Source organism: Mycobacterium sp. 1465703.0, from assembly GCF_001672975.1.
GTDB lineage: Bacteria > Actinomycetota > Actinomycetes > Mycobacteriales > Mycobacteriaceae > Mycobacterium.
The window spans coordinates 15,341-41,860 of sequence record NZ_LZKU01000210.1 but is presented as its reverse complement, the minus strand read 5'-3'; the positions used below and the strand labels follow the sequence as shown (position 1 = coordinate 41,860).

29 protein-coding genes and 3 pseudogenes are annotated in these 26,520 nt (G+C 65.2%); 16 read left to right on the top strand and 16 right to left on the bottom strand.

The features are described from left to right. The 3 genes and pseudogenes from A5625_RS29700 to A5625_RS20040 all read right to left on the bottom strand — a co-directional run. Positions 1–140, bottom strand: a pseudogene (locus A5625_RS29700) (alpha-amylase); the annotation flags it as partial. A gap of 10 nt (positions 141–150) precedes the next feature. Further along, positions 151–687, bottom strand: coding sequence for an alkyl hydroperoxide reductase (locus A5625_RS20045; RefSeq protein WP_066997912.1), 537 nt, complete (start codon positions 685–687; stop codon positions 151–153). 27 nt (positions 688–714) lie between these two features. After that, positions 715–1,302 (bottom strand): peroxiredoxin, encoded by a 588-nt coding sequence (locus A5625_RS20040; RefSeq protein ID WP_066997909.1) that lies wholly within the window; start codon positions 1,300–1,302, stop codon positions 715–717. A gap of 101 nt (positions 1,303–1,403) precedes the next feature. On the opposite strand from A5625_RS20040, the gene A5625_RS20035 reads away from it, so the two are divergent. Genes A5625_RS20035 through A5625_RS20020 form a run of 4 tightly spaced genes read left to right on the top strand, consistent with a single transcriptional unit; the run spans position 1,404 to position 4,298 of the window. Further along, a complete protein-coding gene (locus A5625_RS20035; protein ID WP_066997907.1) occupies positions 1,404–2,339 on the top strand; it encodes a hydrogen peroxide-inducible genes activator in 936 nt (311 codons plus the stop codon). Positions 2,340–2,375: 36 nt separating this feature from the next. Then, a complete protein-coding gene (locus A5625_RS20030; protein ID WP_066997904.1) occupies positions 2,376–3,077 on the top strand; it encodes an EthD domain-containing protein in 702 nt (233 codons plus the stop codon). Between the two features lie 9 nt (positions 3,078–3,086). Then, complete coding sequence (locus tag A5625_RS20025) at positions 3,087–3,530, top strand: PPOX class F420-dependent oxidoreductase (protein ID WP_066997902.1); 444 nt, start codon at positions 3,087–3,089, stop codon at positions 3,528–3,530. Between the two features lie 18 nt (positions 3,531–3,548). Further along, a complete protein-coding gene (locus tag A5625_RS20020; protein WP_066997899.1) occupies positions 3,549–4,298 on the top strand; it encodes an enoyl-CoA hydratase/isomerase family protein in 750 nt (249 codons plus the stop codon). Positions 4,299–4,328: 30 nt separating this feature from the next. Here the strand turns inward: A5625_RS20020 and A5625_RS20015 are convergent, their stop codons facing one another. Further along, positions 4,329–4,514: a bacterioferritin-associated ferredoxin gene (locus tag A5625_RS20015; RefSeq protein WP_066997895.1), complete on the bottom strand. Its 186-nt coding sequence runs from the start codon at positions 4,512–4,514 to the stop codon at positions 4,329–4,331. A gap of 339 nt (positions 4,515–4,853) precedes the next feature. Here A5625_RS20015 and bfr point away from each other — a divergent pair, with 339 nt between their 5' ends. The 8 genes from bfr to A5625_RS28555 all read left to right on the top strand — a co-directional run bounded on the left by bfr (position 4,854) and on the right by A5625_RS28555 (position 14,030). After that, on the top strand, positions 4,854–5,333 hold the full coding sequence (gene bfr, locus A5625_RS20010; protein ID WP_066997892.1) for a bacterioferritin: 480 nt from the start codon (positions 4,854–4,856) through the stop codon (positions 5,331–5,333). An 89-nt stretch (positions 5,334–5,422) separates the two neighbouring features. Further along, complete coding sequence (locus A5625_RS20005) at positions 5,423–7,495, top strand: MDR family MFS transporter (protein ID WP_066997889.1); 2,073 nt, start codon at positions 5,423–5,425, stop codon at positions 7,493–7,495. A gap of 65 nt (positions 7,496–7,560) precedes the next feature. Then, complete coding sequence (locus tag A5625_RS20000; RefSeq protein ID WP_066997886.1) at positions 7,561–8,055, top strand: carboxymuconolactone decarboxylase family protein; 495 nt, start codon at positions 7,561–7,563, stop codon at positions 8,053–8,055. Between the two features lie 110 nt (positions 8,056–8,165). Beyond that, positions 8,166–9,047, top strand: coding sequence for a TIGR03854 family LLM class F420-dependent oxidoreductase (locus A5625_RS19995; protein WP_066997883.1), 882 nt, complete (start codon positions 8,166–8,168; stop codon positions 9,045–9,047). A 65-nt stretch (positions 9,048–9,112) separates the two neighbouring features. Continuing rightward, positions 9,113–10,465 carry a glutamine synthetase family protein gene (locus tag A5625_RS19990; protein ID WP_066997921.1) on the top strand — a complete coding sequence of 451 codons (1,353 nt, stop codon included), beginning with the start codon at positions 9,113–9,115 and terminating at the stop codon, positions 10,463–10,465. A gap of 9 nt (positions 10,466–10,474) precedes the next feature. Next, entirely contained in the window at positions 10,475–11,608 is a 1,134-nt protein-coding gene (locus A5625_RS19985; protein WP_066997880.1) for an amidohydrolase family protein, read from the top strand. Further along, positions 11,605–13,659, top strand: coding sequence for an adenylate/guanylate cyclase domain-containing protein (locus A5625_RS29695; protein WP_197516165.1), 2,055 nt, complete (start codon positions 11,605–11,607; stop codon positions 13,657–13,659). Before A5625_RS19985 ends, A5625_RS29695 begins: the two co-directional genes overlap by 4 nt. Positions 13,660–13,781: 122 nt before the next feature. Then, positions 13,782–14,030, top strand: coding sequence for a DUF3761 domain-containing protein (locus tag A5625_RS28555; RefSeq protein ID WP_082984481.1), 249 nt, complete (start codon positions 13,782–13,784; stop codon positions 14,028–14,030). A 110-nt stretch (positions 14,031–14,140) separates the two neighbouring features. On the opposite strand, the gene A5625_RS19975 is transcribed toward A5625_RS28555, so the two are convergent. Both A5625_RS19975 and A5625_RS29245 read right to left on the bottom strand, forming a co-directional pair. Further along, a complete protein-coding gene (locus A5625_RS19975; RefSeq protein ID WP_066997918.1) occupies positions 14,141–14,584 on the bottom strand; it encodes a nuclear transport factor 2 family protein in 444 nt (147 codons plus the stop codon). Positions 14,585–14,676: 92 nt separating this feature from the next. After that, positions 14,677–14,778 (bottom strand): annotated as a pseudogene (locus tag A5625_RS29245) (hypothetical protein); the annotation flags it as partial. On the opposite strand from A5625_RS29245, the pseudogene A5625_RS30250 reads away from it, so the two are divergent. The 3 genes and pseudogenes from A5625_RS30250 to A5625_RS19965 all read left to right on the top strand — a co-directional run. Continuing rightward, positions 14,770–14,920: pseudogene (locus A5625_RS30250) on the top strand (amidohydrolase); the annotation flags it as partial. The pseudogenes A5625_RS29245 and A5625_RS30250 sit on opposite strands and share 9 nt — an antisense overlap. 40 nt (positions 14,921–14,960) lie before the next feature. Continuing rightward, positions 14,961–15,794, top strand: coding sequence for a lysophospholipid acyltransferase family protein (locus A5625_RS19970; RefSeq protein WP_066997874.1), 834 nt, complete (start codon positions 14,961–14,963; stop codon positions 15,792–15,794). Next, positions 15,794–16,231, top strand: a complete 438-nt coding sequence (locus A5625_RS19965) for an SRPBCC family protein (RefSeq protein WP_066997871.1) — start codon at positions 15,794–15,796, stop codon at positions 16,229–16,231. Before A5625_RS19970 ends, A5625_RS19965 begins: the two co-directional genes overlap by 1 nt. A gap of 149 nt (positions 16,232–16,380) precedes the next feature. Here the strand turns inward: A5625_RS19965 and A5625_RS19960 are convergent, their stop codons facing one another. The 7 genes from A5625_RS19960 to ag85B form a co-directional block, all read right to left on the bottom strand. After that, on the bottom strand, positions 16,381–17,703 hold the full coding sequence (locus A5625_RS19960; protein WP_066997867.1) for a cytochrome P450: 1,323 nt from the start codon (positions 17,701–17,703) through the stop codon (positions 16,381–16,383). Between the two features lie 56 nt (positions 17,704–17,759). Continuing rightward, a complete protein-coding gene (locus A5625_RS19955) occupies positions 17,760–18,182 on the bottom strand; it encodes a lipoprotein LpqH (protein ID WP_066997865.1) in 423 nt (140 codons plus the stop codon). 12 nt (positions 18,183–18,194) lie between these two features. After that, entirely contained in the window at positions 18,195–19,028 is an 834-nt protein-coding gene (locus A5625_RS19950; protein WP_066997862.1) for an SDR family oxidoreductase, read from the bottom strand. Continuing rightward, complete coding sequence (locus tag A5625_RS19945) at positions 19,025–19,507, bottom strand: SRPBCC family protein (RefSeq protein ID WP_197516166.1); 483 nt, start codon at positions 19,505–19,507, stop codon at positions 19,025–19,027. Before A5625_RS19945 ends, A5625_RS19950 begins: the two co-directional genes overlap by 4 nt. Positions 19,508–19,542: 35 nt before the next feature. Further along, entirely contained in the window at positions 19,543–19,980 is a 438-nt protein-coding gene (gene rpfC / locus A5625_RS19940) for a resuscitation-promoting factor RpfC (RefSeq protein ID WP_066997857.1), read from the bottom strand. Positions 19,981–20,085: 105 nt separating this feature from the next. After that, positions 20,086–20,667, bottom strand: a complete 582-nt coding sequence (locus tag A5625_RS19935) for a chorismate mutase (protein ID WP_066997854.1) — start codon at positions 20,665–20,667, stop codon at positions 20,086–20,088. Positions 20,668–20,749: 82 nt separating this feature from the next. Next, positions 20,750–21,742: a diacylglycerol acyltransferase/mycolyltransferase Ag85B gene (gene ag85B, locus A5625_RS19930; protein ID WP_066997851.1), complete on the bottom strand. Its 993-nt coding sequence runs from the start codon at positions 21,740–21,742 to the stop codon at positions 20,750–20,752. Between the two features lie 698 nt (positions 21,743–22,440). Between ag85B and A5625_RS19920 the strand changes: the two genes are divergently transcribed. Further along, entirely contained in the window at positions 22,441–23,586 is a 1,146-nt protein-coding gene (locus A5625_RS19920) for a hypothetical protein (protein ID WP_066997845.1), read from the top strand. Positions 23,587–23,616: 30 nt separating this feature from the next. Here the strand turns inward: A5625_RS19920 and A5625_RS19915 are convergent, their stop codons facing one another. From A5625_RS19915 to A5625_RS19905, 3 genes are read right to left on the bottom strand one after another with little or no spacing between them, the layout of a single operon-like run. Further along, complete coding sequence (locus A5625_RS19915; RefSeq protein WP_066997841.1) at positions 23,617–24,177, bottom strand: YceI family protein; 561 nt, start codon at positions 24,175–24,177, stop codon at positions 23,617–23,619. Positions 24,178–24,189: 12 nt separating this feature from the next. Further along, a complete protein-coding gene (locus A5625_RS19910; RefSeq protein ID WP_066997838.1) occupies positions 24,190–25,203 on the bottom strand; it encodes an alcohol dehydrogenase in 1,014 nt (337 codons plus the stop codon). A 12-nt stretch (positions 25,204–25,215) separates the two neighbouring features. Then, on the bottom strand, positions 25,216–26,514 hold the full coding sequence (locus A5625_RS19905) for a cytochrome P450 (protein ID WP_066997835.1): 1,299 nt from the start codon (positions 26,512–26,514) through the stop codon (positions 25,216–25,218). Positions 26,515–26,520: the final 6 nt, after the last annotated feature.

The following is a 26,520-nucleotide window of genomic DNA, read 5'->3' as shown; positions in this document are numbered from 1 at the left end:
AGCCGCCGCAACCGGTGTTCCTCCGGTTGCGGCGGCTCGTTTGACTGCGGTCTGGGGAATGCCCCCACGAATCCCAGCGGGTAGACCTGCCACCAGATGGCGTGCTGGACCCAGGCGGGTCTCGTCACGGCACTGGTCACGGCGGCGCGGTCAGCCGACGGTTGCCAGCGTCTGGGAGGCGACGATCGCTTGCGCCACACCGGAAATGATCGCCGCGGCCTTCAACGCCTCCTGAATGGTTTCCCGGCTGACACCGGCCTCGCGCAGCGTGTGCTCGTGGGCGGCCACGCAGTCCGGACATCCGTTGATCGACGACACCGCGAAGGACCACAGCTCGAAGTTCGCCTTCTCTACGCCGGGATTGGCGATGATGTTCATCCGCAATCCCGCGCGCAGATCGTCGTACTTGCCGTCCAGAAAGCCCCGGCCACGGTAGAACACGTTGTTCATGCCCATGATCGACGCGGCTCCCAGCGCGGCGTTGTACGCCTCGGCGGACAGGATGTCAGCCGCCTCGGCGCCAATCTCGCTGAGCACCTGGGTGTTCCGGGTCGCTGCGGCGCTGGCCAGCAGGGTGCCCCACAGCTGCTCCTCGTTGAGCTCGGTGGTTCGAGTAATCGAGCCCAGGTTGAGCTTGAGGTCCTTGGCGTACTCCGGTAGCGCTTCTTTGAGGTTTTCTACGCTCATCTCGCCTCCTACACCGACCTTAGGGGATCAGGCCGACTGCTTGAGCAGTTCGGTCGCGTCCAGCGTCGGGTCACCCTTGCGCCAGTTGCACGCGCACAACTCGTCGGACTGCAGTGCGTCCAGCACGCGCAGCACTTCTTCGACGTTGCGGCCCACGGAACCCGCGGTGACCGAAACGAACTGGATCTCGTTGTTCGGGTCCACCAGGAAGGTCGCCCGGTCCGCCACGCCCTCGGCGTTGAGCACACCGGTGGCCAGGCTGAGCTCGCGTTTGATGTCCGAGAGCATCGGGAAGGGCAGCTTCTTGAGGTCGTCATGCTGTGCCCGCCAGTTGAAGTGCACGAACTCGCTGTCGATCGAAACACCCAGCACCTGCGCGTCACGGTCTTCGAATTCGTCGTTGAGCTTGCCGAACGCGGCAATCTCGGTCGGGCACACGAAGGTGAAGTCCTTCGGCCAGAAGAACACCACCCGCCACTTGCCGGCGTGGTCCTCGTTGGTGATGGTGGTGAAGTAGTCCCCAGGCTGCTTGGCGTCGACCTTGGACAGATCGCCCGCAATCAATGCAGTCAGCTCATAGGCGGGGAACTGGTCGCCGATGGTCAGCAGAGGCATGTCGCTCCTTATCTGGAATTACTCAAGATTAGCTTTCGTTCACCATGTTGCCGCGTACCCTTGATGAAGTAAAGGTGATATTTCCCACTAGGTTTATAGGTATGACCGATAAGAGTTATCAGCCCACTATCGCCGGCCTGCGGGCGTTTGTCGCGGTCGCGGAGAAGCGCCAATTCAGCAGTGCTGCAGCCGATCTCGGGGTAAGCCAATCGACGTTGTCGCAGGCGCTGGCGGCGCTGGAGGCGGGCTTGGGCACCCAGTTGGTCGAGCGCTCCACTCGGCGAGTCTTCTTGACAGCGGAGGGCATCGAACTGCTGCCGCACGCCCAGGCCGTGGTCGAGGCGGCGGACGCATTCAGTGCCGCGGCGGCGGGCTCATCGGATCCGCTGCGGGCCGGTATCCGGCTGGGACTGATTCCCACGGTGGCGCCCTATGTGCTGCCGACCGTGCTGGCCGGAGTGGCCGAAGAACTCCCAGGGCTGACGTTGCGGGTGACCGAAGACCAGACCGAGCGGCTGCTCGCGGTGCTGCGTGAAGGCGCACTGGATGCGGCCCTGATCGCGCTGCCCGCCGAGGGCACCGGCCTCACCGCGATCCCGATCTACGACGAAGATTTCGTGCTCGCCCTACCGCCCGGCCATCCGCTGGCGGGCAAGCGCCGGGTGCCGGCGACGGCTCTGGCTGACCTGCCGCTGCTGCTCCTGGACGAGGGGCACTGCCTGCGCGATCAAGCACTCGACGTCTGCCATAAGGCGGGGGTACGAGCGGAGTTGGCCAACACCCGGGCGGCCTCCCTGGCGACCGCGGTGCAATGTGTGACCGGCGGTCTGGGCGTGACGCTGATTCCACAGAGCGCGGTACCGGTCGAGGCGGCAAGAAGCCGGCTGGGCCTGGCGCAGTTCGCCGCGCCCCGCCCGGGACGGCGGATCGGTTTGGTTTTCCGCTCATCGAGCGGGCGCGACGAGTCCTATCGCCGGCTGGCCGCGCTGATCGGCACATTGATCAGTAGCCAGCACCAGGTCCGGCTGGTGAAGTAGGCCTGCACCACAACCCGCCACAGGTAAGTTCTGCCTATGGAAAAGGTGATCGTGGTGCTCCGGCGTGCGGAGCCGGATGACGCGTGGTGCGCCCGGCAACGCGGTCATGTCGCTGATGCGCTGCTGCAACTGGGCGTCGCCGGGCTGCAGATGAACGTTCGTGACAGCACCGTGCGTCACTCGCTGATGACATTGACCACCTTGGACCCGCCGGTGGCCGCGGTGGTGAGCCTGTGGACCCAGCAGTGCTACGGCGACCAAACGACGGCGGCATTCAAGTTCCTCGCCCAAGAATGTGAGCAGCTCGCCGCATACCTGGTGACCGAATCGGTTCCACTGTGTCCGCCCGCCGTCCAATTCGGTGCTCGCACACCAGGTTTGGCCAATATCGCGCTACTGCGCCGGCCCCCTGACATGGACCAGGCGACCTGGCTGACCCGCTGGCAGCGTGATCACACCTCGGTGGCCATCGAAACGCAGTCGACGTTCGGCTACACCCAGAACTGGGTGGTGCGGGCCCTCACCCCGGATGCGCCGGGAATCGCGGGCATCGTCGAGGAGTTGTTCCCACAAGAGGCCATCACCGACCTCCACGCTTTTTTCGGAGCCGCCGATGACGACGACCTACAGGATCGGTTGGGCCGAATGGTCGCCAGCACCACTGCTTTTGGTGCCAACGAGAACATCGACACCGTGCCGACGAGCCGGTATGTCTTCGCAACACCGTTCAACTTTTGAGGAACTCAGATGACAACATTGCGCGAAGCCGTGGCGCTGGCCACGGCGGAAAGCGGTCTGGCGGTGGTGTCCACCGTCCGCGCCGACGGCACGGTGCAGGCTTCGCTGGTCAACGTGGGGCTGCTGGCGCACCCGGCGAGTGGTGAAGAAGTTCTCGGTTTCACCACTTACGGCAGGGTCAAGCTGGCCAACCTGCGGGCCCGCCCACAGTTGGCGGTGACCTTCCGCAACGGGTGGCAGTGGGCGACTGTCGAGGGCCACGCGGAGTTGGCCGGCCCGGACGACACCCAGCCCTGGCTCGCGGACGCCGATCAGTTGCGGTTGCTGCTTCGCGACGTGTTCACCGCCGCGGGCGGCACCCACGACAACTGGGACGAGTACGACCGGGTGATGGCCCAGGAGCGACGCGCGGTGGTGCTGATCGCCCCAACCCGCGTCTACAGCAACGGCTGAGCTGGTTAGGCTGCTGGCGTGACGCTGCAGATCGATGACGATAAGCGAGTACGCACCCTCACGCTGAACCGGCCGGAGGCGCTCAACGCGTTCAACGAAGCCCTCTACGACGCCACCGCCGAGGCGCTGCTGGAAGCCGCCGATGATCCCGAGGTCGCGGTGGCGCTGCTGACCGGCGCGGGGCGTGGCTTCAGCGCCGGCACCGACCTGGCCGAGATGCAGGCCCGGATCACCGACCCGGACTTCACCCCGGGAAAGCATGGCTTCATCGGACTGATCAATGCGCTCAGCGCGTTTCCCAAGCCGTTGATCTGTGCGGTCAACGGTGTCGGCGTGGGAATCGGCGCCACCATCCTCGGCTATGCCGATTTGGCGTTCATGTCGTCGACCGCCCGGCTGAAGTGCCCGTTCACCAGTTTGGGTGTGGCACCCGAAGCGGCTTCGTCATACCTGCTGCCCCAGCTGATGGGCCGACAGAACGCGGCCTGGCTGTTGATGTCTTCCGAATGGGTCAGCGCCGAGGAGGCGTTGCGGATGGGACTGGTCTGGCGGGTCTGCGAACCCGACGAACTCTTGGCGCAGGCCCGTCATCACGCCGAAATCCTTGCCTCCCGGCCGATTTCGAGCTTGATGGCCGTCAAGCACACCATGATGGAGCCGGTGCGCCCGGAGATCGCGGCGGCCACCGCTCGGGAGAACGCCCATTTCGCCGAACTGATGGGCGCACAAGCCAACGCCGCGGCCCTGGCCGACTTCAACAAGGGCTGACGCAACAAGGGCTGAGACGGCCGGCCGATATCAGGCCGACGGGGCTGTTTCCATCTTCGCCGAGGCGGCGAGAATGGCTCGCAGCGTGCGCCGGCAACGACCGCAGTCACCGCCTGCTCCACACGCAGCGGCGATTTCCTTCGAGGTCGATGCGCCCTGTGCGACGACGTCGCACACGGTCTGGTTGGTGGCCCCGACACACAGGCACACGTACATCAGCGCACCTCCCGCACGTCGGCGTCCCCTTCGTCGAAAGCTCGGTGTGGCGTCTGCGATCCGTCCCAAATCCGGGCGTCCCGAGTCAACGAACGCCATGGCGATGGGGCTGAATACACATGCCGCATATTAGTGGAGTCTAACCTAAGTTCCTTAGCCCAGTCTAACCTAACCAAGGGGCGACTTAGGTCACTCAGGGACCCAGTGAGTGCAGCCAAACCTTGCTGGAAGATTCGTAATTCGCGTGGCAAAGTGCTGCTACAGCCCAAGAATGGTGCGCTTCAGCCCAGTGCACCACCGCGGCCACACATGACAGCCGCTCACACCATAGGAGTGACTATGCAAGGGGATTCGGAAGTTTTGCGTCTGCTCAATGAGCAGTTGACCAGCGAGCTCACCGCCATCAACCAATACTTCCTGCACTCCAAGATGCAGGACAACTGGGGTTTCACCGAGTTAGCTGAGCACACGCGTGCCGAGTCTTTCGACGAGATGCGACACGCCGAGGCGATCACCGACCGCATCCTGTTGCTGGACGGTTTGCCGAACTACCAGCGGCTCTTCTCGCTGCGCATCGGCCAGACGCTGCGCGAGCAATTCGAAGCCGACCTGGCCATCGAATATGAGGTGATGGATCGGCTCAAGCCCGCCATCATCCTGTGCCGGGAAAAGCAAGATTCCACCACCGCCACCCTTTTCGAGGGCATTGTCGCCGACGAGGAAAAGCACATCGACTACCTCGAGACGCAGCTCGAGTTGATGGACAAGCTGGGCGTGGAGCTGTACTCGGCGCAGTGCGTGTCGCGGCCACCCAGCTGAGACTCGGGCGCCGCCTTGCGCGCGAGGTTTTGGTTGCCACCGGTTGACGGTGGGCACTCATTACCATCGAACGCCGAGAGAAGGTAGGCATGACGAGGGCGACACCAGCAGCGGCTCCGGCCGGCCACGCTTCGAATTCGCAACCCGGCGATGTCGCCGTCGACTCGCAGCGACGCAATTTCATCTTCGTGGCGATCCTGCTCGGCATGCTGATGGCCGCACTGGACCAAACGATCGTAGCGACGGCTTTGCCGACCATCGTCGCCAATCTTGGTGGCGCAGGCCATCAATCGTGGGTCGTCACCAGCTACCTGCTCGCGTCGACGATCATCACCGCCCTGGTAGGCAAATTCGGTGACATGTTCGGCCGCAAGCGCATTTTCCAGGCGGCCGTCGTGTTCTTCGTCGCCGGATCCGTGCTGTGCGGGCTCTCGAGTTCGATGAGCATGCTGGTCGCGTCGCGTGCGCTGCAGGGCATCGGCGGCGGCGGGCTCATGGTCACCGCCATGGCCCTGATCGGCGAGGTGATCCCGCTGCGGGACCGCGGCCGCTACCAAGGGGCGATGGGGGCGGTGTTCGGTGTCACCACCGTGATCGGCCCCTTGCTCGGCGGCTACTTCACCGATCACTTCACCTGGCGGTGGGCCTTCTGGATCAACGTGCCGATCTCGGTCGCGGTCTTCTTCGTGGCGGCCGCCGCCATCCCGGCGCTGACCGAACGCACCAAACCGGTCATCGACTACACCGGAATCCTGTTCGTCGGCCTGGGCGCCGCCGGCCTGACACTGGCCACCAGTTGGGGCGGAACGACCTACCCCTGGGGATCGCCCGTGATCATCGGCCTGTTCGTCGCGTCGGTGATCGCGTTGTGCATCTTCGCGTGGGTAGAGAACCGCGCCGCCGAGCCGATCCTGCCGATCCGGCTGTTTCGGAGTTCGGTATTCACCGTCTGCTGTGTGCTGTCCTTCGTGGTCGGGTTCGCGATGCTGGGCGCCCTGACGTTCCTGCCGACGTACATGCAGTTCGTCGACGGTGTCTCGGCCACCGCATCGGGCCTGCGCACGTTGCCGATGGTGATCGGGATGCTGACCACCTCGATGGGTAGTGGTGTCATCGTCGGCCGCACGGGCAGATACAAAGTCTTCCCGATCGCCGGCACCGCCGTCATGGCGGTGGCGTTCTTTCTGATGTCACGGATGGACCCGTCGACATCAGCTGTCGTCCAATCGTTGTTCCTCGTCATCCTCGGCGCCGGGATCGGGATGTGCATGCAGACCCTGGTTTTGATCGTGCAGAACACGTCGAGCTTCGACGACCTCGGCGTCGCGACCTCCGGCGTGACCTTCTTCCGCACGATCGGCAGCTCGTTCGGAGCCGCCATCTTCGGTTCGCTGTTCACAAACTTTCTGCACAGCCGAATCGGCCCGGCGATGGTGGCCAGCCGCGCGCCCGCCGCGGCCGCCGCGTCGCCGGAGGCGTTGCACCGGCTGCCCCGAGAGGCGGCCGCCCCGATCGTCGCCGCCTACGCCGACTCGCTCACCCAGGTTTTCCTTTGGGCGGTTCCGGTGGCGCTGGTGGGGTTCGTGCTCGCATTGTTCTTGCGCGAGGTCCCGCTGCAGGAATTCCACGACAGCACAGTCGATCTCGGCGATGCGTTCGGGATGCCAACCAGCGAGACACCGGACCAGATGCTGGAGAACGCGATCGCACGGATGATGCGTGGCCAAACCGGCATGCGGTTGCGCAGCATCGCGATGCGGCCCGATTGCCGGCTCGACGTCGCCGGGCTGTGGGGAGTCCTGCGGATCAATCGGTACACGCAGATGTACGGGACCGCCCGGCTCACCGATATGGCCGACTATCTAAGGATACCGTTCGAGGTTCTCGAGCCCACCTTCGCCCGCCTGGTTTCCGGCGGCTACGCGCAGCGCGACGGTGAACAGTTGTGGCTCACCCCGGCCGGGGGGCAGCAAGTCGCCTACGTGCAGTCGCTGCTACTGGCGTGGCTGGTCGACAAGCTCGCCCGGTCACCGGGTTTCGAGGGGCGCCCGGACCGTCGGGCGGTGGAGGCCGCACTGGAACGTGTCGCGCATCGCGTTCTGGCCCAACGTGATTGGCACGACGAGCAACCAACAGTGGCGATTCCGTCGGCCGCTCGCTAGCGGGCACCAATCCGCATTCGCCGACATCCCCGACCGGGGTCCCGCCCCGGGCGTACCATCACGCCATGAGCCGAATCGGAACATTTGCTGACGACGACCTGGCCGGCTGGTTTGCGAAGTCTCCTGACATCGGCGGCGCGCTCGGCGGCTTCAGCCAGGCGGTCTACACCAAGAACCGGTTGCCGTTGCGCACTCGCGAATTGGCCCGCGCGGTGATCGCCCACCGCAACGAATGCGTCGTCTGTGTCAACACCCGCGACGAAGACGGGCCCGCCGCGGGTGTCGACGAAGAGTTGTACGACCACGTCCACGAGTGGCGCACCTGGCCCGGCTACAGCGAACAGGAACGGCTGGCGGCCGAGTTCGCGGATCGCTTCGCCACCGAGCACACCGCCCTGCGCGACGACGAAGACTTCTGGAGCCGTTGCGCTGCGCACTTCTCCGATGAGCTGCTGGCCGATCTGGTGCTGTCCTGCGCATTGTGGGTCGGCATGGGGCGAGTGCTGCGGACCCTCGACATCGGCCAGGCCTGCAAGCTCACCATCCCCAGCCGCGGCTAGCCGGCGCATTTCCCGCTCTCCAACCCGGGCAACCGGCAATGACGGGCGCCCGGGCACAAATGGTGGCACGGCGATGTTGCTGCACGAGTGAGCACTCGGAGGGAAGCAACGTGAAAATTCGTTTCGGCGTCGGCCTGGGCGCCGATACCGCCCCGGACCAGCTCGCCGCCATCGTCGATCAGCTCGAGACCGGCGGGGTGGACTCGCTGTGGTTTTCCGAACTGGTGTATTCCCCGGCGGTCGACCCGGTGGTCGGTATGGCGTATGCGCTGGCGCGCACGACCCGGTTGAAGGTGGGCACCTCGGTGGCCGTGCTTCCGGGGCGGCATCCCGTGCTGGTGGCCAAACAGTTGGCCTCGTTGGCCGCACTCGCGCCCAAGCGTGTGCTACCCGTCTTCGGTCTGCGCTCGGCGATACCCGCCGAACGCGAGGTGTTCGTGGTCCCCGACGGTGAACGGGCGGCGGTGTTCGACGAGGCACTGCGGGTGTTGCGCGCGGCGCTGGTGCAGGATTCGGCGACGTTCACCGGCCGGTTCTTCAGCGTCACGGACGCGGCTGTCGCCCCGAGACCGACACCCCCGCTGGACATTTGGCTGGGTGGCTCGGCGCCGGCGGCGTTTCGGCGCATCGGCGCGCTGGGCGACGGCTGGCTGGGTAGCTTCCTCACCCCGGCGGAAGCGCGCGCGGGGCGCGAGGCGATTGAGCGCGCCGCGGCGCAGGCCGGCCGCAGCATCGAGCCCGATCACTTCGGCATCTCACTGGCCGTCGCGGATCGCGAATTGCCCGCGGAATTGGCCGCGGCGGTGCGCCGCCGCCGCCCGGACCGCGAACCCGGCGAGTTGGTCGCCGCCGGGTGGGATCACCTGCACCGGCAACTCGACGCCTACATCGAGGCGGGCTTGACGAAATTCGTGATCCGGCCGGTGGGCCAGACACCGGTGGACGGGTTCCTCGATCGGTTCGTCACCGAGCTCGTCAGCCGGCAGAACTGATCGGTCATACAGGTGAGGACACGTTTGCCGTACCGGGACAGCGCGAGGTTGGGAGAATGGCAGCCATGACCGGCACGCCCCTTGCCGCCGCAGCGATTGCCCAGTTGGAGGCCGAGGGAGTTGACACGGTCATCGGCACCGTCGTCAATCCCGCCGGTCTCACGTTGGCCAAGGCCGTCCCGATCCGGCAAACGAACACCTTCGCAGACCCCGGTCTGGGCGCCAGCCCCTCCTGGCACGCGTTCGCCATCGACCAGACTGGCATCGCCTTCACCGCCGATGTCGGGGTGGTGGGGGATCAACGTCTTCGTATCGATCTGTCGGCGTTGCGCATCGCCGGTGATGGTCTGGCATGGGCGCCCGCTGCGTTCTTCGAACAGGACGGCTCACCGGTTCCCGCCTGTAGCCGGCAGACGTTGCGGCGGACCGAGGCCGCCCTGGCCGAGGCCGGTATCGAGGCGGCGATCGGACATGAAATCGAATTCCTTCTGGTGGGTCCGGACGGTGGTCGGCTGCCGTCGACAATGTGGGCCCAGTACGGTCTGGCCGGCGTGCTGGAACACGAAGCCTTCATTCGCGATGTGATCGGATCGGCGACGGTGGCCGGCATCTCGATCGAACAGTTTCACCCCGAGTACGGCGCCAACCAGTTCGAGATTTCGCTGTCACCGCAACATCCAGTGGCCGCCGCCGATCAGCTGATCCTGATGCGGCTCATCATCGGCCGCGCGGCACGCCGATACGGGCTTCGGATCAGCTTGTCGCCCGCACCTTTCGCCGATGGCGTGGGATCCGGTGCACACCAACACTTTTCACTGACAACGTCGGATGGACCACTGTTCTCCGGCGGCACGGCAACAGCCGGCATGACGCCGGCAGGCGAGAGCGCGATAGCCGGTGTGGTTCGTGGTCTTCCGGAAGCCCAGGCGGTACTGTGCGGGTCGATTGTTTCCGGATTACGGATGCGGCCCGGCAACTGGGCCGGCGCCTACGCGTGTTGGGGAACCGAAAACCGGGAGGCGGCGGTGCGTTTCATCACCGGCGGGCCCGGAAGTCCGCGCGGCGGCAATGTCGAGGTCAAAATCGTTGATCCATCGGCGAATCCCTACTTGGCGTCGGCGGCGATCCTCGGCCTGGCCCTGGACGGAATCAAGTGTCAGGCGACACTTCCAGCACAGATCACGCTCGACCCGGCGGTGCTATCCGATTCCGAGCGCGACCGCGACGGCATCGTGCGCCTGACCGATTCGCAGACCGAGGCGGTTGCGGCCCTTGATGCTTCGGAGGAGATGCGGCGCATCCTGGGCGATCCGGCGGTCGACATGGTCGTCGCAGTTCGCCGCATGGAGCAGGAGCGCTACGGTGACCTGGGCCCCGAGCAATTGGCGGATAAATTCCGCATGGCCTGGAGTCTGTGACGGCTGATTATGGTCTCCGACATCAGCGCCCTCGCCCAGCACATTGGCGAAGTGGCGCTGATCGATCAGCATGTCCACGGTTGCTGGTTATCGCCCTGCGACCGCCGCCGATTCGAGAATGCACTCAACGAGGCCAACACCGAACCCATCGCTCACTCTGGCTTTGACTCCCAGCTCGGATTCGCGGTGCGAGCGCATTGCGCACCCGTGCTGGGGCTACCCAAACATGCCGAGCCGCAGGACTATTGGGAGCGCCGCTGTCAATTCGACGAGGATGCACTGGCGCGGCTGTTCCTGACGGCCGCCGGCGTGAGCGACTGGCTGGTGGACACCGGCATCGGGAGCGGTGCGGTCGCCGACGTCGAGGACATGGAGCGGCTGTCCGATGGTCATGCGCACGAGGTCGTTCGTCTCGAGCAGGTCGCGGAGCAGGCCGCGCAGGCGACGGGTGATTATGCGACCGCCTTTGCGGACATCCTGCACCGTCGCGCGGCCCACGCGGTCGCTACCAAATCGATTCTCGCTTACCGGGGCGGATTCGATGGCGACCTGAGCAAACCGTCGCCGGCGGAGGTAGCCGAGGCCGCGAGTCGCTGGCGCCAGCAAGGCGGCACCCGGCTGCAAGACCGGGTCCTGCTGCGCTTCGGGCTGCACCAGGCGTTGCGGCTTGGCAAGCCGCTGCAATTCCACGTCGGGTTCGGCGACCGTGAGTGTGATCTGAACAAGGCTAATCCGCTTCTGCTGCTTGACTTTCTGCGGTGCGCGGCGGATGTGCCGATCGTATTGCTGCACTGTTATCCCTACGAGCGTGAGGCCGGTTATCTGGCTCAGGCGTTCAACAACGTCTATGTCGATGGCGGGTTGAGCGTGAACTACCTGGGGGCGCGGTCGCCCAACTTCCTGGCCCGGTTGCTGGAGATGGCACCCTTCGCCAAGATCCTCTATTCGTCCGATGGATTCGGCCCGGCAGAATTGCACTTCCTGGGGACGGTCTTGTGGCGCAGGGGTGTTGATCGCGTGCTGCGCGAATTCGTGGACCGCGGCGACTGGAGCGAAGCCGATGCCATCCGGGTGGTAGATCTCATTGCACGAGAGAACGCCGCGCGTATCTACGACCTGACACCGCGCGGTGGTCAGCCATGACCACCCGTCCGAAGTTGTTGGACTCTTGGCGGGGCAGGCCGAGCGAGCTACGCCGGGGGTCCAGGCTCCGCACGGCGAACTGGCTGATGCACATGGCGCTGCCCATGCTGGCGCTGTGGCTGCTACTGGACAAACCCAAAGTCGATTTGGAATGGGACAACCGGGTCGCCCACTTCATTTTGGTGCTGTCCGCATCGACGGTCAGTGTTGTGTTGGGAGCCCTGATAGCGCGTGCGTCTCGTGCACGCGACGACGCCCGCCTCTGGCTGGTCTCGCTGGTGTTCCTGACCACCGCGGGCTTCTTCGGAGTGCACGCCGTCTTCACCCCCGGCGTGCTGTTCGATACCTCCGATGCGGACTTCATGCTGCCGACACGAATGGGGCTGGTACTGGCCGGGGTTGCGGCGCTGGCCTCGTCCATGACATTCAATCCGGCCAGAAGCGCCCGTCTCTGGTCGCTGCGGCGTGCCTTGGCCGTGTCGTTGGTTGCGCTGATGGCGGCCTGTGCGGTGGTCATCGGGTACGGATTACTCGATCGGTTGGCCGACCAAGAGCTGGTGGAACACTCGGAACAGGCCGCCGCGCTGCTCGGCGCGGCGCTGTTCGCCCTAGCCGCACTTGCTTACCTCCCGATTTACCGGCGCCGCCCGGCCGTGGTCGTCATATCGGTATTGACCGCTTTCGTGTTGCTGTCCGAGGCGGCGGTGGCGCTGGCTTTCGGGATGAGCTGGCATGCCTCCTGGTGGCTGTGGCACGTGCTGATGACGATGGCCTTCTGCTTCATCGCCTACAGCGCGCGAGTCCAGTTCCGCCGCGAGGGCACCGTCAAGGGGCTTTTCGACGCACTCGCCACCCAACAGACGATCGCCGATCTGCGTCGCGATTATGCCGCGGCGTTGGAGGCGATGGTTGACATGCTGCAGCGCCGCGAGCGGGGCGAGAAAGTGTCGCCCGGCACTGCGACCGCCGCCCTCGCCGACCGGTTCGAGCTCACCGAGCAGCAGGTAGCAGTGCTCAAACGCGGTGCGCAAGCCCTGGGCGCCGAACGCGAACGCGTGCGCAAACTAGGCGAGCTGCTCGCCCTGGGCCAGGAAACCAGCGTCATTCAGGACGAGGATGCGTTGCTCGCCCGGGTAATGGCGGCCCTCGCGGAAGCCTTCCCGGACAATGAGTTCCGGCTCGGACTGGTTCGCGCCGGCGAGCTCAGCTTTGGGACCGACTCAGCCGACGGACCCAGCGCCAACACACCGGAACCCGCATGCCTCAAACTTCCACTCATGGTGAAGGGCCAGGTTGCCGGGGTGGTCGAGGCACGCGCACCCGATGGCGGCTTTTCCGACGCCGACGTCGCACTGCTGCGTTCGTTCGCCATGCAGTCGTCGATGGCACTGGAGAACGCCCGGCTCTACCAGAATCTCGACGGACTGTTCCGCAGCTACATGTCGCCCGCGGTCGCCACAGCCCTGGTCGCCGATCCCGATCAGGCGGGGCTCGGCGGCGCGATCACCGACATCACCGTGCTGATGGCCGACCTGCACGGCTTCACCGCTTTCACCGAGGCGACCTCGCCGGCCCAGGTGGTCGGCATGCTCAACGCCTACTACGGTGCGGTCGTTCCGGTCATCCTCGAAGCGGGCGGCACCGTGCTGCCTTTCGCCGGCGATGCGATCGTCGCGATCTGGAATGCTCCGGTCCGCCAGCCCGATCATGCGTTGCGGGCCGCCCGCGCCGGGCTGGCCCTGCATGCCGTCGTCGACGAAGTTGCCGCCGGACGCGAGGACTGGCCGCGCTTCCGGGTGGGGATCAACACCGGTCCCGCGCTGGTGGGCAATGTCGGCGCGGTGCAGGTGCGCAACTTCACCGCGATCGGCGACACGATGAACCTGGCGGCGCGGCTGGAGGGACTGGCCCGGCCGGGTCAGGTGGTCATCGGCCCCAATACCGCGGTAGCGCTTGGTTCGTCCGCACGGATCACCATGCACGGCTGGGCCGCGGTGAAGGGCAAGCGCGACCCCGTCCGGATCCGGGTGTTACATGAGCTAGGGGAGTAGCGAGCGGCTGATCAACCGGTTTCCACAATTTGATGTGGTGTAACCGTTCGCGGGCATAAGCTTCCATCGACGAATCGGGCAAACGTCACCAAACTGATGATCGAAGAAGGAGGTTTGGGCACGTGTTGTCCCGTGCTGCGTTCGTCACCGCAGCAATTGTCACCGCTGCCGCGGCCTTGACCCCATCGGCCTCCGCGTCACCGGGTTGCTACACCGCCAGTTCTGGTGACTGCGTGCCATATCCACAGCAGGGTGGCTCACAGCCACCGGGGGCGACGGCCCAGTGCTCGGATGGAAGTTGGTCGTTCAGCGAGCACCCGCACGCCGGCGGAACCTGCCACGGCCATGGAGGCGTCAAGCAGTACTTGTAGCCATGTGATGGCTGCCGAAGACACCGGGATGGTCAGAGTACGAGGGGTGACCATCCCAGGTGTTTATCGGAACAGGTTCTGCTGAATCTCGGTGTGCGCGAAAAGCGCTGTCAAACCAGCGCTGAGGCGTCGAATACCCAGCTCACATCGCCATTGGCCAAACCCTCGAAGTGGTTCGGGGGAGCGAAGGCCACCAGGCTGTTCATGTCCCAATAGTCTTTCCAGACGGTGATCTTGCCGTCGGCGACCTTGTGGACCGTGACGAATCGCAGCACACCCTGCTCGCCCGTGGCGAAAGTCCATGTCTCCGAGTGCTCGTAGAGCACGTCGGAGCCGTTGGCCACCAGCACACCGGTGTGGTTCTGATAACCCGCCAAGTTTTCGAGCCCCATCTTAAGGCGTTTGACGATGTCTTCGGGACCGCGGGCCGACAGCGCCGGCACCGGCATGTCGACGTACAGGCAGTCGTCGGACAGGAAGGACTTGATCGCTTCCCAATCCCGCCGTGAAAGCGCCTGCCACAGCCCACGTACGACATCCTCGACCGCGATCATAGACACCTCTGTCATAGCGGCAAATAAACTCTGTTGCCGTCCCGCTGTCAACCAGTCGGGTCATACCGGCGGTTTCGCCCGGGCGCGGAGCGCTAACCGTCCACCGCGGCCATCGACCCGGCCGGCCCCAGGGTCACCGGCAACGTCGACCAGCCTCGCAGCGCCCGGGTTTCGCGCCCGCTGCCGGCCGCGCGGAAGTGTACTTCCTCGGTACGGCCCTGTGGCGCACCGGTATTCATCGCGTGTCGGGAATTCGTGATCAATGGGGACTGGAGCGAGAGCGACGCCATCCGGGTCGTCGACCTGATCGCTCACGATAACGCCACCGGTCGCTAGCGCGTTTGCCCCCTGGTGAAGCCGGGGTATACGGGTCGTTATGGCGACCGCGAAGGGCGTCTTGGAGTGGGCCCGCGACAAGGTTGTGTCGTGGGTGCCCAAAGCGGACCTCGACCAGCGCGACCCGGACTACATTCGCGACCAGCTCCCGGGCACCTGGCTGCTCGCGTCGTTCTATTTCCGGGCGGACGTACGGGGCCTCGATCGCATTCCGGCGGAAGGGCCGGTCCTGCTGGTCGGCAACCACAGTGGCGGCAATGTGCCACCCGACACCTTCGTGTTCACGCTGGCCTTCTGCTCCTACTTCGGCGTCGAGCGACCCTTCTACCAGTTGGCCCACAACCTCGTGGTGTCCGCACCGCCGCTGGGCTGGCTGCGTAAATTCGGCACCGTCGCCGCCAATCCCGAAAACGCCCGTCTCGCACTGGATTCCGGCGCCGCGCTGCTGGTCTATCCGGGCGGCGACTACGAGGTGTTCCGGCCCTCGTGGGAACGCCACAAGGTCGACTTCGGCGGGCGCATGGGCTACGTGAAGCTGGCCCGCGAGGCCGGGGTGCCGATTGTCCCCGTCGCCAGCGTCGGCGGTCAGGAAAGCGCGTTGTTCCTCAACCGCGGGCAGTGGCTGGCCAAGCTACTGATGGCCGACAAGCTGCTCCGCCTCAAAAGCATCCCGATATCGCTGGCGCTGCCCTGGGGCCTCAACATCAGCGACCTGGCGGGCCACATTCCGTTGCCCACCAAGATCGTGATCGAGGTCCAGCACCCGATCGACGTGGATGGCGACGACCAGGCGGTGCACGACAAGGTGATGGCCAGCCTGCAGGGCGGCGTCGACCGGCTGGCCGCCGAACGGCGATTCCCGGTGATCGGCTGATGCGCGTCGAACGCCGTTGCGTCATCAAGGCCGACCGGTCCACGGTGTGGAAGATCGTCAGCGACCCGGACTGCTACCCGTCGTTCATGACCAGCCTGGAGCGCTGGGAATCCTCGAACGACCAGCCGGCCGGCGTCGGCGCGCGCTACACCGTGCACTGGAAGATCGGTTCCGTCCCCGTCGGCGGCCTCATCGAGGTGGTCGAGTTCGACGACGACCGCGACATCGCGTGGGTGGGGATCACCGGGGTCACGCTGCGGGGCCGGATCCGGCTGCGCGATTGTGACAACGATGGTCGCACGAGGGTGACGTTCCGGCTTTCCTATCAGGCGCCCGGGGGACTGTTCGGGTACATCGCCGACCGGATCGCGGTGCGTCAGGTCGGGCGCAACGTGAGCCAAACCCTCAAGCGCCTCAAGAGGCTGGCCGAGTCCTAGCGTCAACCGGGGTTGTCGCCAGTGGGTCGAGGGCCACGGCTGTAAACGGTGCACGACGACTGGTGGGCGAAAAACCGTGGCTGCGTTGCCAGAACCGCTGCCGGCGTAATCATCGTCGGGCTCCTAGCGTTTCGGAGGCGCGCAGACTCCTAGCCGTCGACACGAGCCATCGACCGGGCCGGCCCCAGGGTCACCGGCAACGTCGACCACCCTCGCAGCACCCGGGTTTCGCGCCTGCTGCCGGCGCCCGCGGCGCGCACCTGGGGGAATCGGTCGAAGAACGTGCGCAGTCCGACTTCTCCCTCCGCACGGGCGAGGGCCGCGCCCAGGCAAAAGTGTCGGCCGCCGGAGAAGGCCAGATGCCTTCCGGCGTTTGACCTTTCGATATCAAAACGGTGCGGATCGGGAAACACGGCCGGATCCCGGTTGGCGGCAGCCAGATACACCAGCACCAGATCGCCCCGTTCCAGCTGCCTCCCGGCTACCTCGACATCACCCCGCGCCATCCGCGCGGTCAACTGCACCGGCGATTCCAGCCGCAGGATCTCTTCGACGGCATTGGGCCACAATTCGGGACGTCGCCGCAGAGTCTCGAGGTGCCAGGGCGCATCGAGCAGCATGCGAATCCCGTTGCCGAGCAAGTTCACCGTGGTCTCGAAGCCGGCGGCCAGCACCAGTCCGGCGATCGCCTGGAGCTCGTGTTCATCGAGATAGGTTTCGGCAGAACCGCTTTCGGCGGTCTGGATCAGCTGGCTCATCAAGTTGTCGCTGGGGGAGACTCGCAACTGCTGCAAATGCTCGGCCAGCCAGCAGCTGAAGCCGGCGATCCCTTCCTGCACGCTGCGGTACTGCCGCCACGGCAACCCGATGTCAAGACTCGGCGCGGCCAGTTCACCGAATTCTAAGACGCGCCGCCGCTCCGACTCGGGCACACCGAGGATGTCGCTGATGATCGAGACCGGGAGTTGGGCGCAATACCGCCCGACGATATCCACCACACCCGATTCGCCGGCCAGCCGATCCAATAACTCACCGGCGGTCTGCTGCACCCGATCTCGCAGCGCGGCAACCGCTCTGGGGGTGAACACCGCCGAAACGGTTTTGCGGTAGCGGGTGTGGTCGGGCGGCTCGACGGCCAGTAGCGACGGTGCACGCAGTGGGTGCAGGAAGTCGTCGCGGGTCCGGCGTTCGAGCCATCGCAACGGCGTCGGCAGATTCGATCCGAAGATCAGCACCCGGAAATCATCGGACCGCAGCAGCTCATGAGCGAGTGGGTGGTCGGCGGTCAGGTAGGCGACGCGGCCTTTCACCAGCTTGCCGCGGGCACGCACTTCGTCGTAGTAGCGCACTGGGTCGGCGGCCACCGACGGATCGGCGATCAGCCTGGCCTGGACGTCACCGCGGCGGGCTCCCAGCGCCGCGGCGCCCCGGATGAACCCATGCATCGCGAACCAGTGCAATCGTTCCTTCACCGGCCCCTCCCTCGCTCGGGTGTCGGTTCGAGCCTAGGCCCCGACCACCTCGGGAGTCAGCACTGAGCGACGATTTTGAAGTCGGTGGTCACCACTTTGTTGGGGTTGCTGTTGTTGATCCCGTACGCGCTGCCGGCGATGGTGTACGCGTCGTTGGTGAGATCGACGTGCGCGTCGCCCACCCCGCCTTGCCAGAAGCTGCCGGTGAATCCGTCGACATTGCGAATCTTCACCCACTGCGGCATAACTCGGTAGCCGCTGAGCAACACCACCGCTTCGACCCCGCCATCGCGCTCGCCGATGGTGATGGTGCGATACATCTGGTCTTGCCGGCACGACGGCGGACGCGTCGTGTGAGTGGCGCCGTCAATGGTCAGCCGGGCCGCACGGCGAGACGTCGTCTGCGGCGAACTGCACCCTGGGACGCTGACGATAATCGCCGTCAACACCAAAGCGACTGTGAGCAAACGCTTTTGCACCAGCCGACCTCCTTACTGCCGCTTCGGCATGAGCGCGGGTAGGGACTTGACAATGCTGCGTCGCACGAACTCCGGGCTCAGGCCCTTGAACAAGTCGATCAGCCGAATGCTCTTGGGTACATACCAGTGCAACCGCTTTTGATTGTGGTAAGCCTGCCACGCCGTCTCGGCCACGCTGCTGGCCGGCATCAGCCGGAGCATGCCCTTCTTGGGCGCGGTGGCCCGCAGTTGCTCAGCCGTCATGGGCGCGCGGCCGTCGTCGGAGTGGTTGGTGGTCGTCGTGAGGATGGCGGTGTCGATCAGACCGGGCAACACATCGGCGACGCGTACGCCATGTCGCTGCCACTCCACGCTGAGCGCCTCGGTCAGACCTTTGACCGCGTGCTTGGTCGACGAATAGACGGCGAGGCGGGGCATGCCGTAGGTCCCCGAAGACGACGACGTCGAGAACATCAGGCTGCCAGGGGACTTTTTGAGATAGGGCAATGACGCGTACGCGCCGTTCAGCACCGCTTTGTAATTGACCTCGACGACACGCATCGCGGCGTCATAGGGCACGTCCTCGAACCAACCGGATTCGCCGATGCCGGCGTTGTTCCACATCATGTCGAGACCGCCACCGGGATTGCCGGCGCAGAAGTCGGCCAGGGCACTGTCCAGGGCGGCCTTATCGGTCACGTCGACGGCGCGGGTCCACAGCCGATCGCCGCCGAGTTCGTCGTTCAGTGTGGCCAAGCCGTCGTCGTTGCGGTCAATCGCACCGACCCGCCAACCGTTGGCATGGAACAGCTTTGCTCCCTCGCGGCCCATACCGCTGCCCGCGCCGGTGATGAAGACCGATTTCACGGCGTGTCAGCCGCCTCGACCACGTCTTTGATGCGGTTCAGTGTCTTAGTCATGTCGCGGATGTTGCGGCGCTTACGCAGAAACCCACCGAACAACCAGTACACGCCCAGCCAGGGTGCCGGGTTGAGCCGAAACGACTCGGTGACATCGGTTCCGCCACCGCTGGGAGCCAAGCGATAGTGCCAGTTGTTGACCGGCCTGTCACCGAGGAGCACCGTGAAGCCGAATTCGCGACCCGGTTCGCACGCGGTGACCTTGCACGTCGTCCAATACACCGGCCCCATCTCGTTGCGCTTGACGTGACCGCGGAATTTCGCGCCGAGGGCCGGGCCGGTCGCGCCGCCCAGCCACTCGGCTTCGAAAACTTCCGGAGAGAACTTTCCGGTGTTGCGGACGTCTGCGATGAGATCCCAGATCTTGGCCGCAGGCGCCGCCATATGAACAGTCGCCGAACCTTCCATGGCCTGATCCAAACACAGCCGGGCGCTTGGTCATAGACCGCAGGTGCGTTTCATCAGCGCGGGACGGCCGCCTGGATGAGCCCGTTGATGATCTGCTTGATGCCCTGGGCGGGGTGGGAGTACCAACCGATCGGAAGACCCGATTGCGCGCCGCACTTCGGCCAGGCCTCCACGCCCTCTTCGGCGAAAACGCGGTTGGCCACCGCGATTTGCTGCTCTCTGGATGCGGCCGCCGGGTTGCCCACGCCGCCGTAGCGGGCCCACGTGCTCGGTTTGAATTGCAGTCCACCGTAATTGCCGTTCCCGGTGTTGGCGTGCCAGTTGCCACCGGATTCGCACTGAGCGATCGCGTCCCAGTTGGGAGCGGGGTCTGCGCTCACCACACCTGCGGACGAAGTCATCGATGCTGCAACGAACCCGCCGACCACCATGGACTTGACGAGAAGCTTGCAGAGATATTTCATGTCCAGCATTTCGGCTGGCGTAGCCAAAGCGTTACCTATTCGAAAATGGCGCGAGATATGCCATCTATCAGCGGAAATCGCCTTATTAGCAGGGCGAATGAAACCGTTAGAAAATGGTGAGGAAAAAGTAAATTATCGCTGGCAGTATGACTGCGTCGCTGACGATAAGGCCTGTTGATAAAGGCCGTCGAGCTGACGGCCCTGGACGACACCGGCCCGCGCGGCATCCAGTTGCGCGGCGCAGGCGGGCGAATGCAGCAGGTCCCAGTTGGACAAAACTTGAGTCAGCATTGTCTGGTTGAGGGCGTCGATCGCTGACCGCGACGACGAAAGGTCCGGCGACGCAGCCGGAGCGCTCGACGGATTGAGCTTCCAGTCCGCGAATCGGCGGTATTCGATGGCCTCGGTCGCACTGATCTGGTCGCCGAAAACCCGGGTGACGTAGTCGCGGTCGATGTTTTCGGCGGCGGCCTCGTCGCCCAGCTTGGCCAGCTCTTCCTGCGCCCGCGCCGGGTCTTCAACGGCGCCATGCCTATTCCATTTGAAGGCGGCGACCGGTTCGGCAACCTGCAGCCGTTGCGCAGCGGCCTCGACCAAAGCGGTTAGCGGAGTGGCGGTGTCGGCGCGGGCCGGCGCCACAAGCACCGCCCAGCTTCCGATAACCACACACCAGGCAGCAGCGGCCAGACGACGCTGGTACCGGCGGCGGTGCATGACGACGATTATCAACCCCTATAACGCACTACTGCGCCAGACGGAGTCGTCAGGCGCAGTAGTGACCGAGCGGGCGAATAGGTTATCCGCCGCCGCCCGGTGAAGCGCCCAGCGTGCCCTGCAGATCGGGCTTCATGGCGTTGAGCTGGGCACCCCAGTACTCCCAGCTGTGCGTGCCGTTGGCGTCGAAGTTGAACACCGCGTTGTGACCACCGGCCGCGTTGTAAGCATCCCGGAACTTCAAGTTGCTGCTGCGCACGAAGTTCTCCAGGAACTCGGCGGGCATGTTGGCCCCACCCAGCTCCGACGGTGTGCCGTTGCCGCAGTAGACCCAGAGCCGGGTGTTGTTCCCGGCCAGCGCCCCGACCTGAAGCGTCGGGTCGTTGCGCTGCCACGCCGGATCGCTCGACGGGCCCCACATGGCGTCGGGCTTGTAGCCGCCGGCGTCTCCCATCGCCAAGCCGATCAGTGACGGACCCATGCCTTGCGACGGGTCCATCAAGGCCGACAACGATCCCGCGTAGATGAACTGTCCCGGATGGTTCACCGCCAAGATCAGCGCGGAGGAACCGGACATGGAGATACCGACCGCGGCGCTGCCGTTCGACTTGACGCTCTTGTTGGAGGCCAGATACCCGGGCAGTTCGCTGGTCAGGAAGGTCTCCCACTTGTAGGTCTGGCAGCCGGCCTTACCGCAAGCCGGGCCGTACCAGTCGGCGTAGAAGCTGGACTGACCACCGACCGGCATGACGATCGACAGCCCCGACTTGTAGTACCACTCGAACGCGGGGGTGTTGATGTCCCAGCCGTTGTAGTCGTCTTGAGCTCGCAGCCCGTCGAGCAGGTAGACCGCGGGTGAGCCGCTGCCGCCGCTCTGGAACTGGACCTTGATGTCTCGGCCCATTCCCGCGGACGGCACCTGCAGATACTCGACGGGCAGGCCCGGACGGGAAAACGCGTTCGCAGTCGCCGCACCGCCGGCAAGACCGATCAGGCCCGGCAAGGTGGCAGCCGCCGCTGCACCGACTAAAAGCCGGCGCCCCCAGGCCCGGACCTTCTCGCTCAGATCTGTCATACCTGCCCCTTGTCGGATGTGGTCAGTGTGATCATGGTCTCAGGCGAATTTACCGTGTGAATCCGTCAAATGTCGATTGGGACGCGATCGCGTCTCGGTTTGGCATCGCTTTTCACTTCACAATGTCGCCGCCCGGGCCGACTGGGCGGCGACTGAGCACGACTACCCGCTCAACGACAGTCAAACTCATCGGGTTGGACAAAACGCGAGGCAGCGGCGCTGCCCAGGTCAGGGCAGCGCCGTTAGCCACGTTATGGAAAACGCCCGAAATGAACTCCGGAACCGATTTGGCGAGGACCGACGAATCGACAGCGCGGTTTGACGGTTTGACGACGCCGTCGGCGCGTCGCGGCACCGTATTTATTTACGTGGTTGACGAAAGTACCGGGTTTCGCGCTCGCCGAACTGCCGCCAAATCGGTCTCCACTTCACGGCACTTCGGCCGCCTACGCGATCGGAGAGCTGATCGTCACGCTGGCCCGACGTCGCCGGGCGCCCTGTTCATCTGGCGATTCTCGGGCGATGTCTGACCGGGCAAGCCGGACTTGCACCGAGCGCGTAGGCTCTCTCGAAGCAAGCCGATGAAGACCACGCTATCCCGGGTCGGTTCCGGCTCTCACGAACCAACGCACCTGCTGCTTGATGGTGCGCGCCGGTGCGGCTGAGGGCGGAGGCGCGGGACCGATTGGGGCATAGATTTGGACACCGTTCTTGGCCTATCAGTGACGCCGACCACGGTTGGGTGGGTCCTCGCTGAAGGACACGGCGCGGACGGCACCATCCTGGATCACCAGGAGCTGACGTTGCATGCAGGCCATGGCGTCCGCGCCGTGAGTACCGCGGAGCAGATAGTCGACGAGGTGTTGGGAGTCGAGACCGCGGCGGCTGCGAACGAAAACCGTGTGCGTGTCATCGGAGTGACCTGGAACGACGAGGCCGCCGCACAAGCCGCGCTGGTATTGGAGGCGTTGACCGACGCCGGGCTCGACAACGTTGTGCCGATCCGGTTCCTCGATGCCATCGAGACTTTGGCCCAGGCGATCGCGCCGGTCATCGGTTACGAGCAGACCGCGGTTTGCATCCTCGACCATGACTGGACGACCGTCGTCATGGTCGACACGCACGATGGGGAGACCCAGACGGCGACCAAGCAGGTGCGCGGCGGCTTCGACGGTCTGACCCGCTGGCTGACCGGCATGTTCGAACGCAACGGGTGGCAGCCGGGCGGCGTTGTGGTGGTCGGCGCCCACAGCGATATCGATGGGCTCTCCTGGCAACTCGAAAAAACCTTGCCGGTACCGGTTTTCGTGCAATCGATGGCCCAGGTGACCGTCGCTCGGGGAGCGGCGCTGTCCGCGGCTCGCAGCACCGAGTTCACCGACGAGCAGCTGGTGGAGCGCATCAGCGAACCCGTTCCGGCACCCGCTCGCCAGCGGCAGTTGTCCTACGCCGGAGCCGTGACGGCATTGGCGGCCGGTGCGATCACCTTCGTCGGCTCGGTATCACTCGCGGTGGGAATTCACGTTGGTCCGGCCAGCGCCGCCGCACCGAAGCACACCACCCACCCGCCCACTCCACAGATCGCCGAGGCGGTCACGGCCGTCGCACCGCTGCCGGCGGCCCCACCGGCCAAGCCGCCGACCCCGCAGGCGAAACCGACTGCTGGTGAACCGGTTTCGGAGCCGAGGGCTCCGGAAGATGAACCGGGCGCTGGTGGCGATCGAGGGTCAGACGGCGATAGCCGACAGCCCTACTTGACCCGGGTGCTCGAGCACATTCCCGGCGACACCGGCGAACCGGCGGTCGACTCAGCCCCGCATGCGGCCACCGAACCCCAGCCCTGAGTTCGCCCGCCGGCCGACGGCCGGCCGCATTCAATTGCCTCGTGCGTGGACCGCGGAAAACGACAGCGCCACGTCATCGGCGACTTGGACCGATCCCATCAACAGCGAATAGGGCTCGATGCCGTAATCGGACTGACGGACGGTGGATTCGACGGACATCCGCCATGCGTGCCCGAGATCTTCGGTGTGCAACTCGATTACGTGTTCTCGCGAAACCCCGCGGATTTTCAGCGCACCGGTCAGGCGGTACCCGTCGTCAGCCTTCTCGATGGCGTCTGCGGAATAGCTAATTTCGGGAAATCGACTGGCCGCCAATGACTTCAGGGCGTTAGACCGTACCAATGCCTTCTCGGCCCCGGACAGTCCCTTGACACCGCCCTCACTGCGCAACACGTCGAACGAATCGGTCTCGACCGCAAGCACCGCGCTGACCGGACGGGAGTCGGCCCAGGTTACGGTGGCGCGCCAGCGCGTCATCGCGATGGCAAGCCGATGGCCCATCCGTGCCGCCCTGCCGGCAACGCCGGTGTGCAACAACAATTCGCCGTCGGCCGGACCGATCGTCCAGACTGCGCCCTGATCGGAAGTCACCGACCGACTGTGTCACATGGTCAAAACGGTGCGGTAATGCGCCCGACCCTCTTCCAGCGCCGCGTAACCCTGCGCGGCTTGCGACAGCGGGAGTTCCTCGATCCACGCCCGCACACCGGACAAGACGGCGAAATGCATTGTGTCCTCGACGTCCTTCGACGTGCCGGACGGGTGGCCGACAATGCTGATGCCCGGCGTTATCAGCTGCACCGGGCTGATCGGCAGCGGCTCGGGCGTGACCCCGATGGTAACCAGTTCACCCTGGGGCAGGATGCCGCCGACCGTGGCGGCCATGGCCTTCGAATTGCCCGCGGTGGCCAGCACGACCGTCGCACCGCCCAAGGCCTTCAGCGCTTCGGCGGGATCGTTGGCCGTGGAGTCGATGTAATGATGAGCGCCCAGTTTCCGCGCGTCGTCGGCTTTGCCGGTACCCCGGTTGATCGCGATGGTCTCGAAGCCCATCGCCCGGGCGAACTGCACCCCAAGGTGCCCCAGCCCGCCGACACCGAGTATCGCCACCCGATCGCCGGGGAACGCCTTGGTGTGTCGTAAAGCGTTGTAGGTGGTCACACCGGCACATCCCATCGGGGCGGCTTCGGCGTCGGAAAGCTCGGCTGGTATTCGGGCCAGCGCACTGACCGGCACGGTCACCGACTCGGCGTATCCACCGGGATACTGCCAACTAGGCACCTTGCCGTTCTCGCAGTGAATGAAAAGCCCTTTGCGGCATTGATCGCATCGGTTGCAGCAGCCGCCGAACCAGCCGACCGCGACCCGATCACCGACAGCGAAATCCTGGACACCGTCACCGATTTCGGCGATCTTGCCGGCGATTTCATGTCCGGGGGTCAGCGGCCACGACATGCCCGGAAACCCGCCGTTGACGAAGTGCGCGTCGGTGCCACACACACCGCAGGCGGCGACCGTCAGTCGTACCTCACCGCGGCCCGGCGGCGTGGTTTCGGCATCGACCAGCTCCAAAGCTGCGCCGGCGGACGGGACATGGACAGCTCGGTGCGTGGGCATGTTGGTAGCTTGTCAGCCCTGAGCCTGATGCGCGACCGGACATTTCTGCGCACCGTTGGTGTGATAGTCGACCTGCCAGTGCTTGATTCCGTTGAGCCAGCCCGATCGTAGCCGCTCGGGTTTGCCGGCCGATTCCAGATCGGGCATGGCATCGGCGATCGCGTTGAACATCAGGTCGATGGTCATCCGCGCCAGATTGGCCCCGATGCAGTAGTGCGCGCCGGTGCCGCCGAAGCCCACGTGGGGATTGGGATCGCGCAGGATGTTGAACGTGAACGGGTCGTCGAACACTTCTTCGTCGAAATTCGCTGAGCGGTAGACCATTACGACGCGCTGCCCTTTTTTGATCTGCACGCCGGACAGTTCGTAGTCCTCCAGGGCGGTCCGCTGGAACGACGTGACGGGGGTGGCCCACCGGACGATCTCGTCGGCCGTGGTGGCGGGACGCTCTCGCTTGTACAGCTCCCACTGGTCGGGGAAGTCGGTGAAGGCCATCATGCCCTGCGTGATGGAGTTGCGGGTGGTCTCGTTGCCGGCCACCGCCAGCAGGATGACGAAGAAGCCGAACTCGTCGTCGGAGAGCTTGTGCCCGTCGACGTCAGCCTCGATCAACTTGGTGACGATGTCTTCGCCCGGGTTCTGCGCCCGCTCGGCGGCCATCTGCATGGCGTAGGTGATCAGTTCGATCGAGGCGCCCATCGCATCATTGCGGGCGAATTCGGGATCCTGGTCGCCCACCATTTCATTCGACCAATGGAAGAGCTTCATGCGATCTTCCTGCGGCACTCCCAGCAGGCCGGCAATGGCCTGCAGCGGCAGCTCGCACGAAACCTGCTGGACAAAGTCGCCGGCGCCTTGGGCGGCGGCGGCCGCGACGATCTGCCGGGCGCGCTCGTTCAGGTCATCGCGCAGTCGCTCGACGGCACGGGGGGTGAAGCCACGGGAGATGATCTTGCGGAGGTGGGTGTGCTGCGGGGCGTCCATATTGAGTAACACGAACTTGCCGGTCTCCCGCTGTTCCCGCACCGTTCCCTCTTTGTAGCGGGGCAGGGCGGTGTTCTCCAGACTGGAGAACACATCGCTGCGCCGCGAAATCTCTTTGACGTCCTTGTGCTTGGACACCACCCAGAAGCCGCCGTCGTCGAATCCGCCCACGCCGTTGGGCTGCTCGTTCCACCAGATCGGCGCGGTCCGGCGCAATTCCGCCAGCTCTTCCACGGGTAGCCGTTCGGCGTGGATGTCGGGGTCGGTGAAGTCGAACCCGGGAGGCAGATTGGGGACCGGCTTGGCAGTTGGCTCGACGGTTGGCATTGCCCG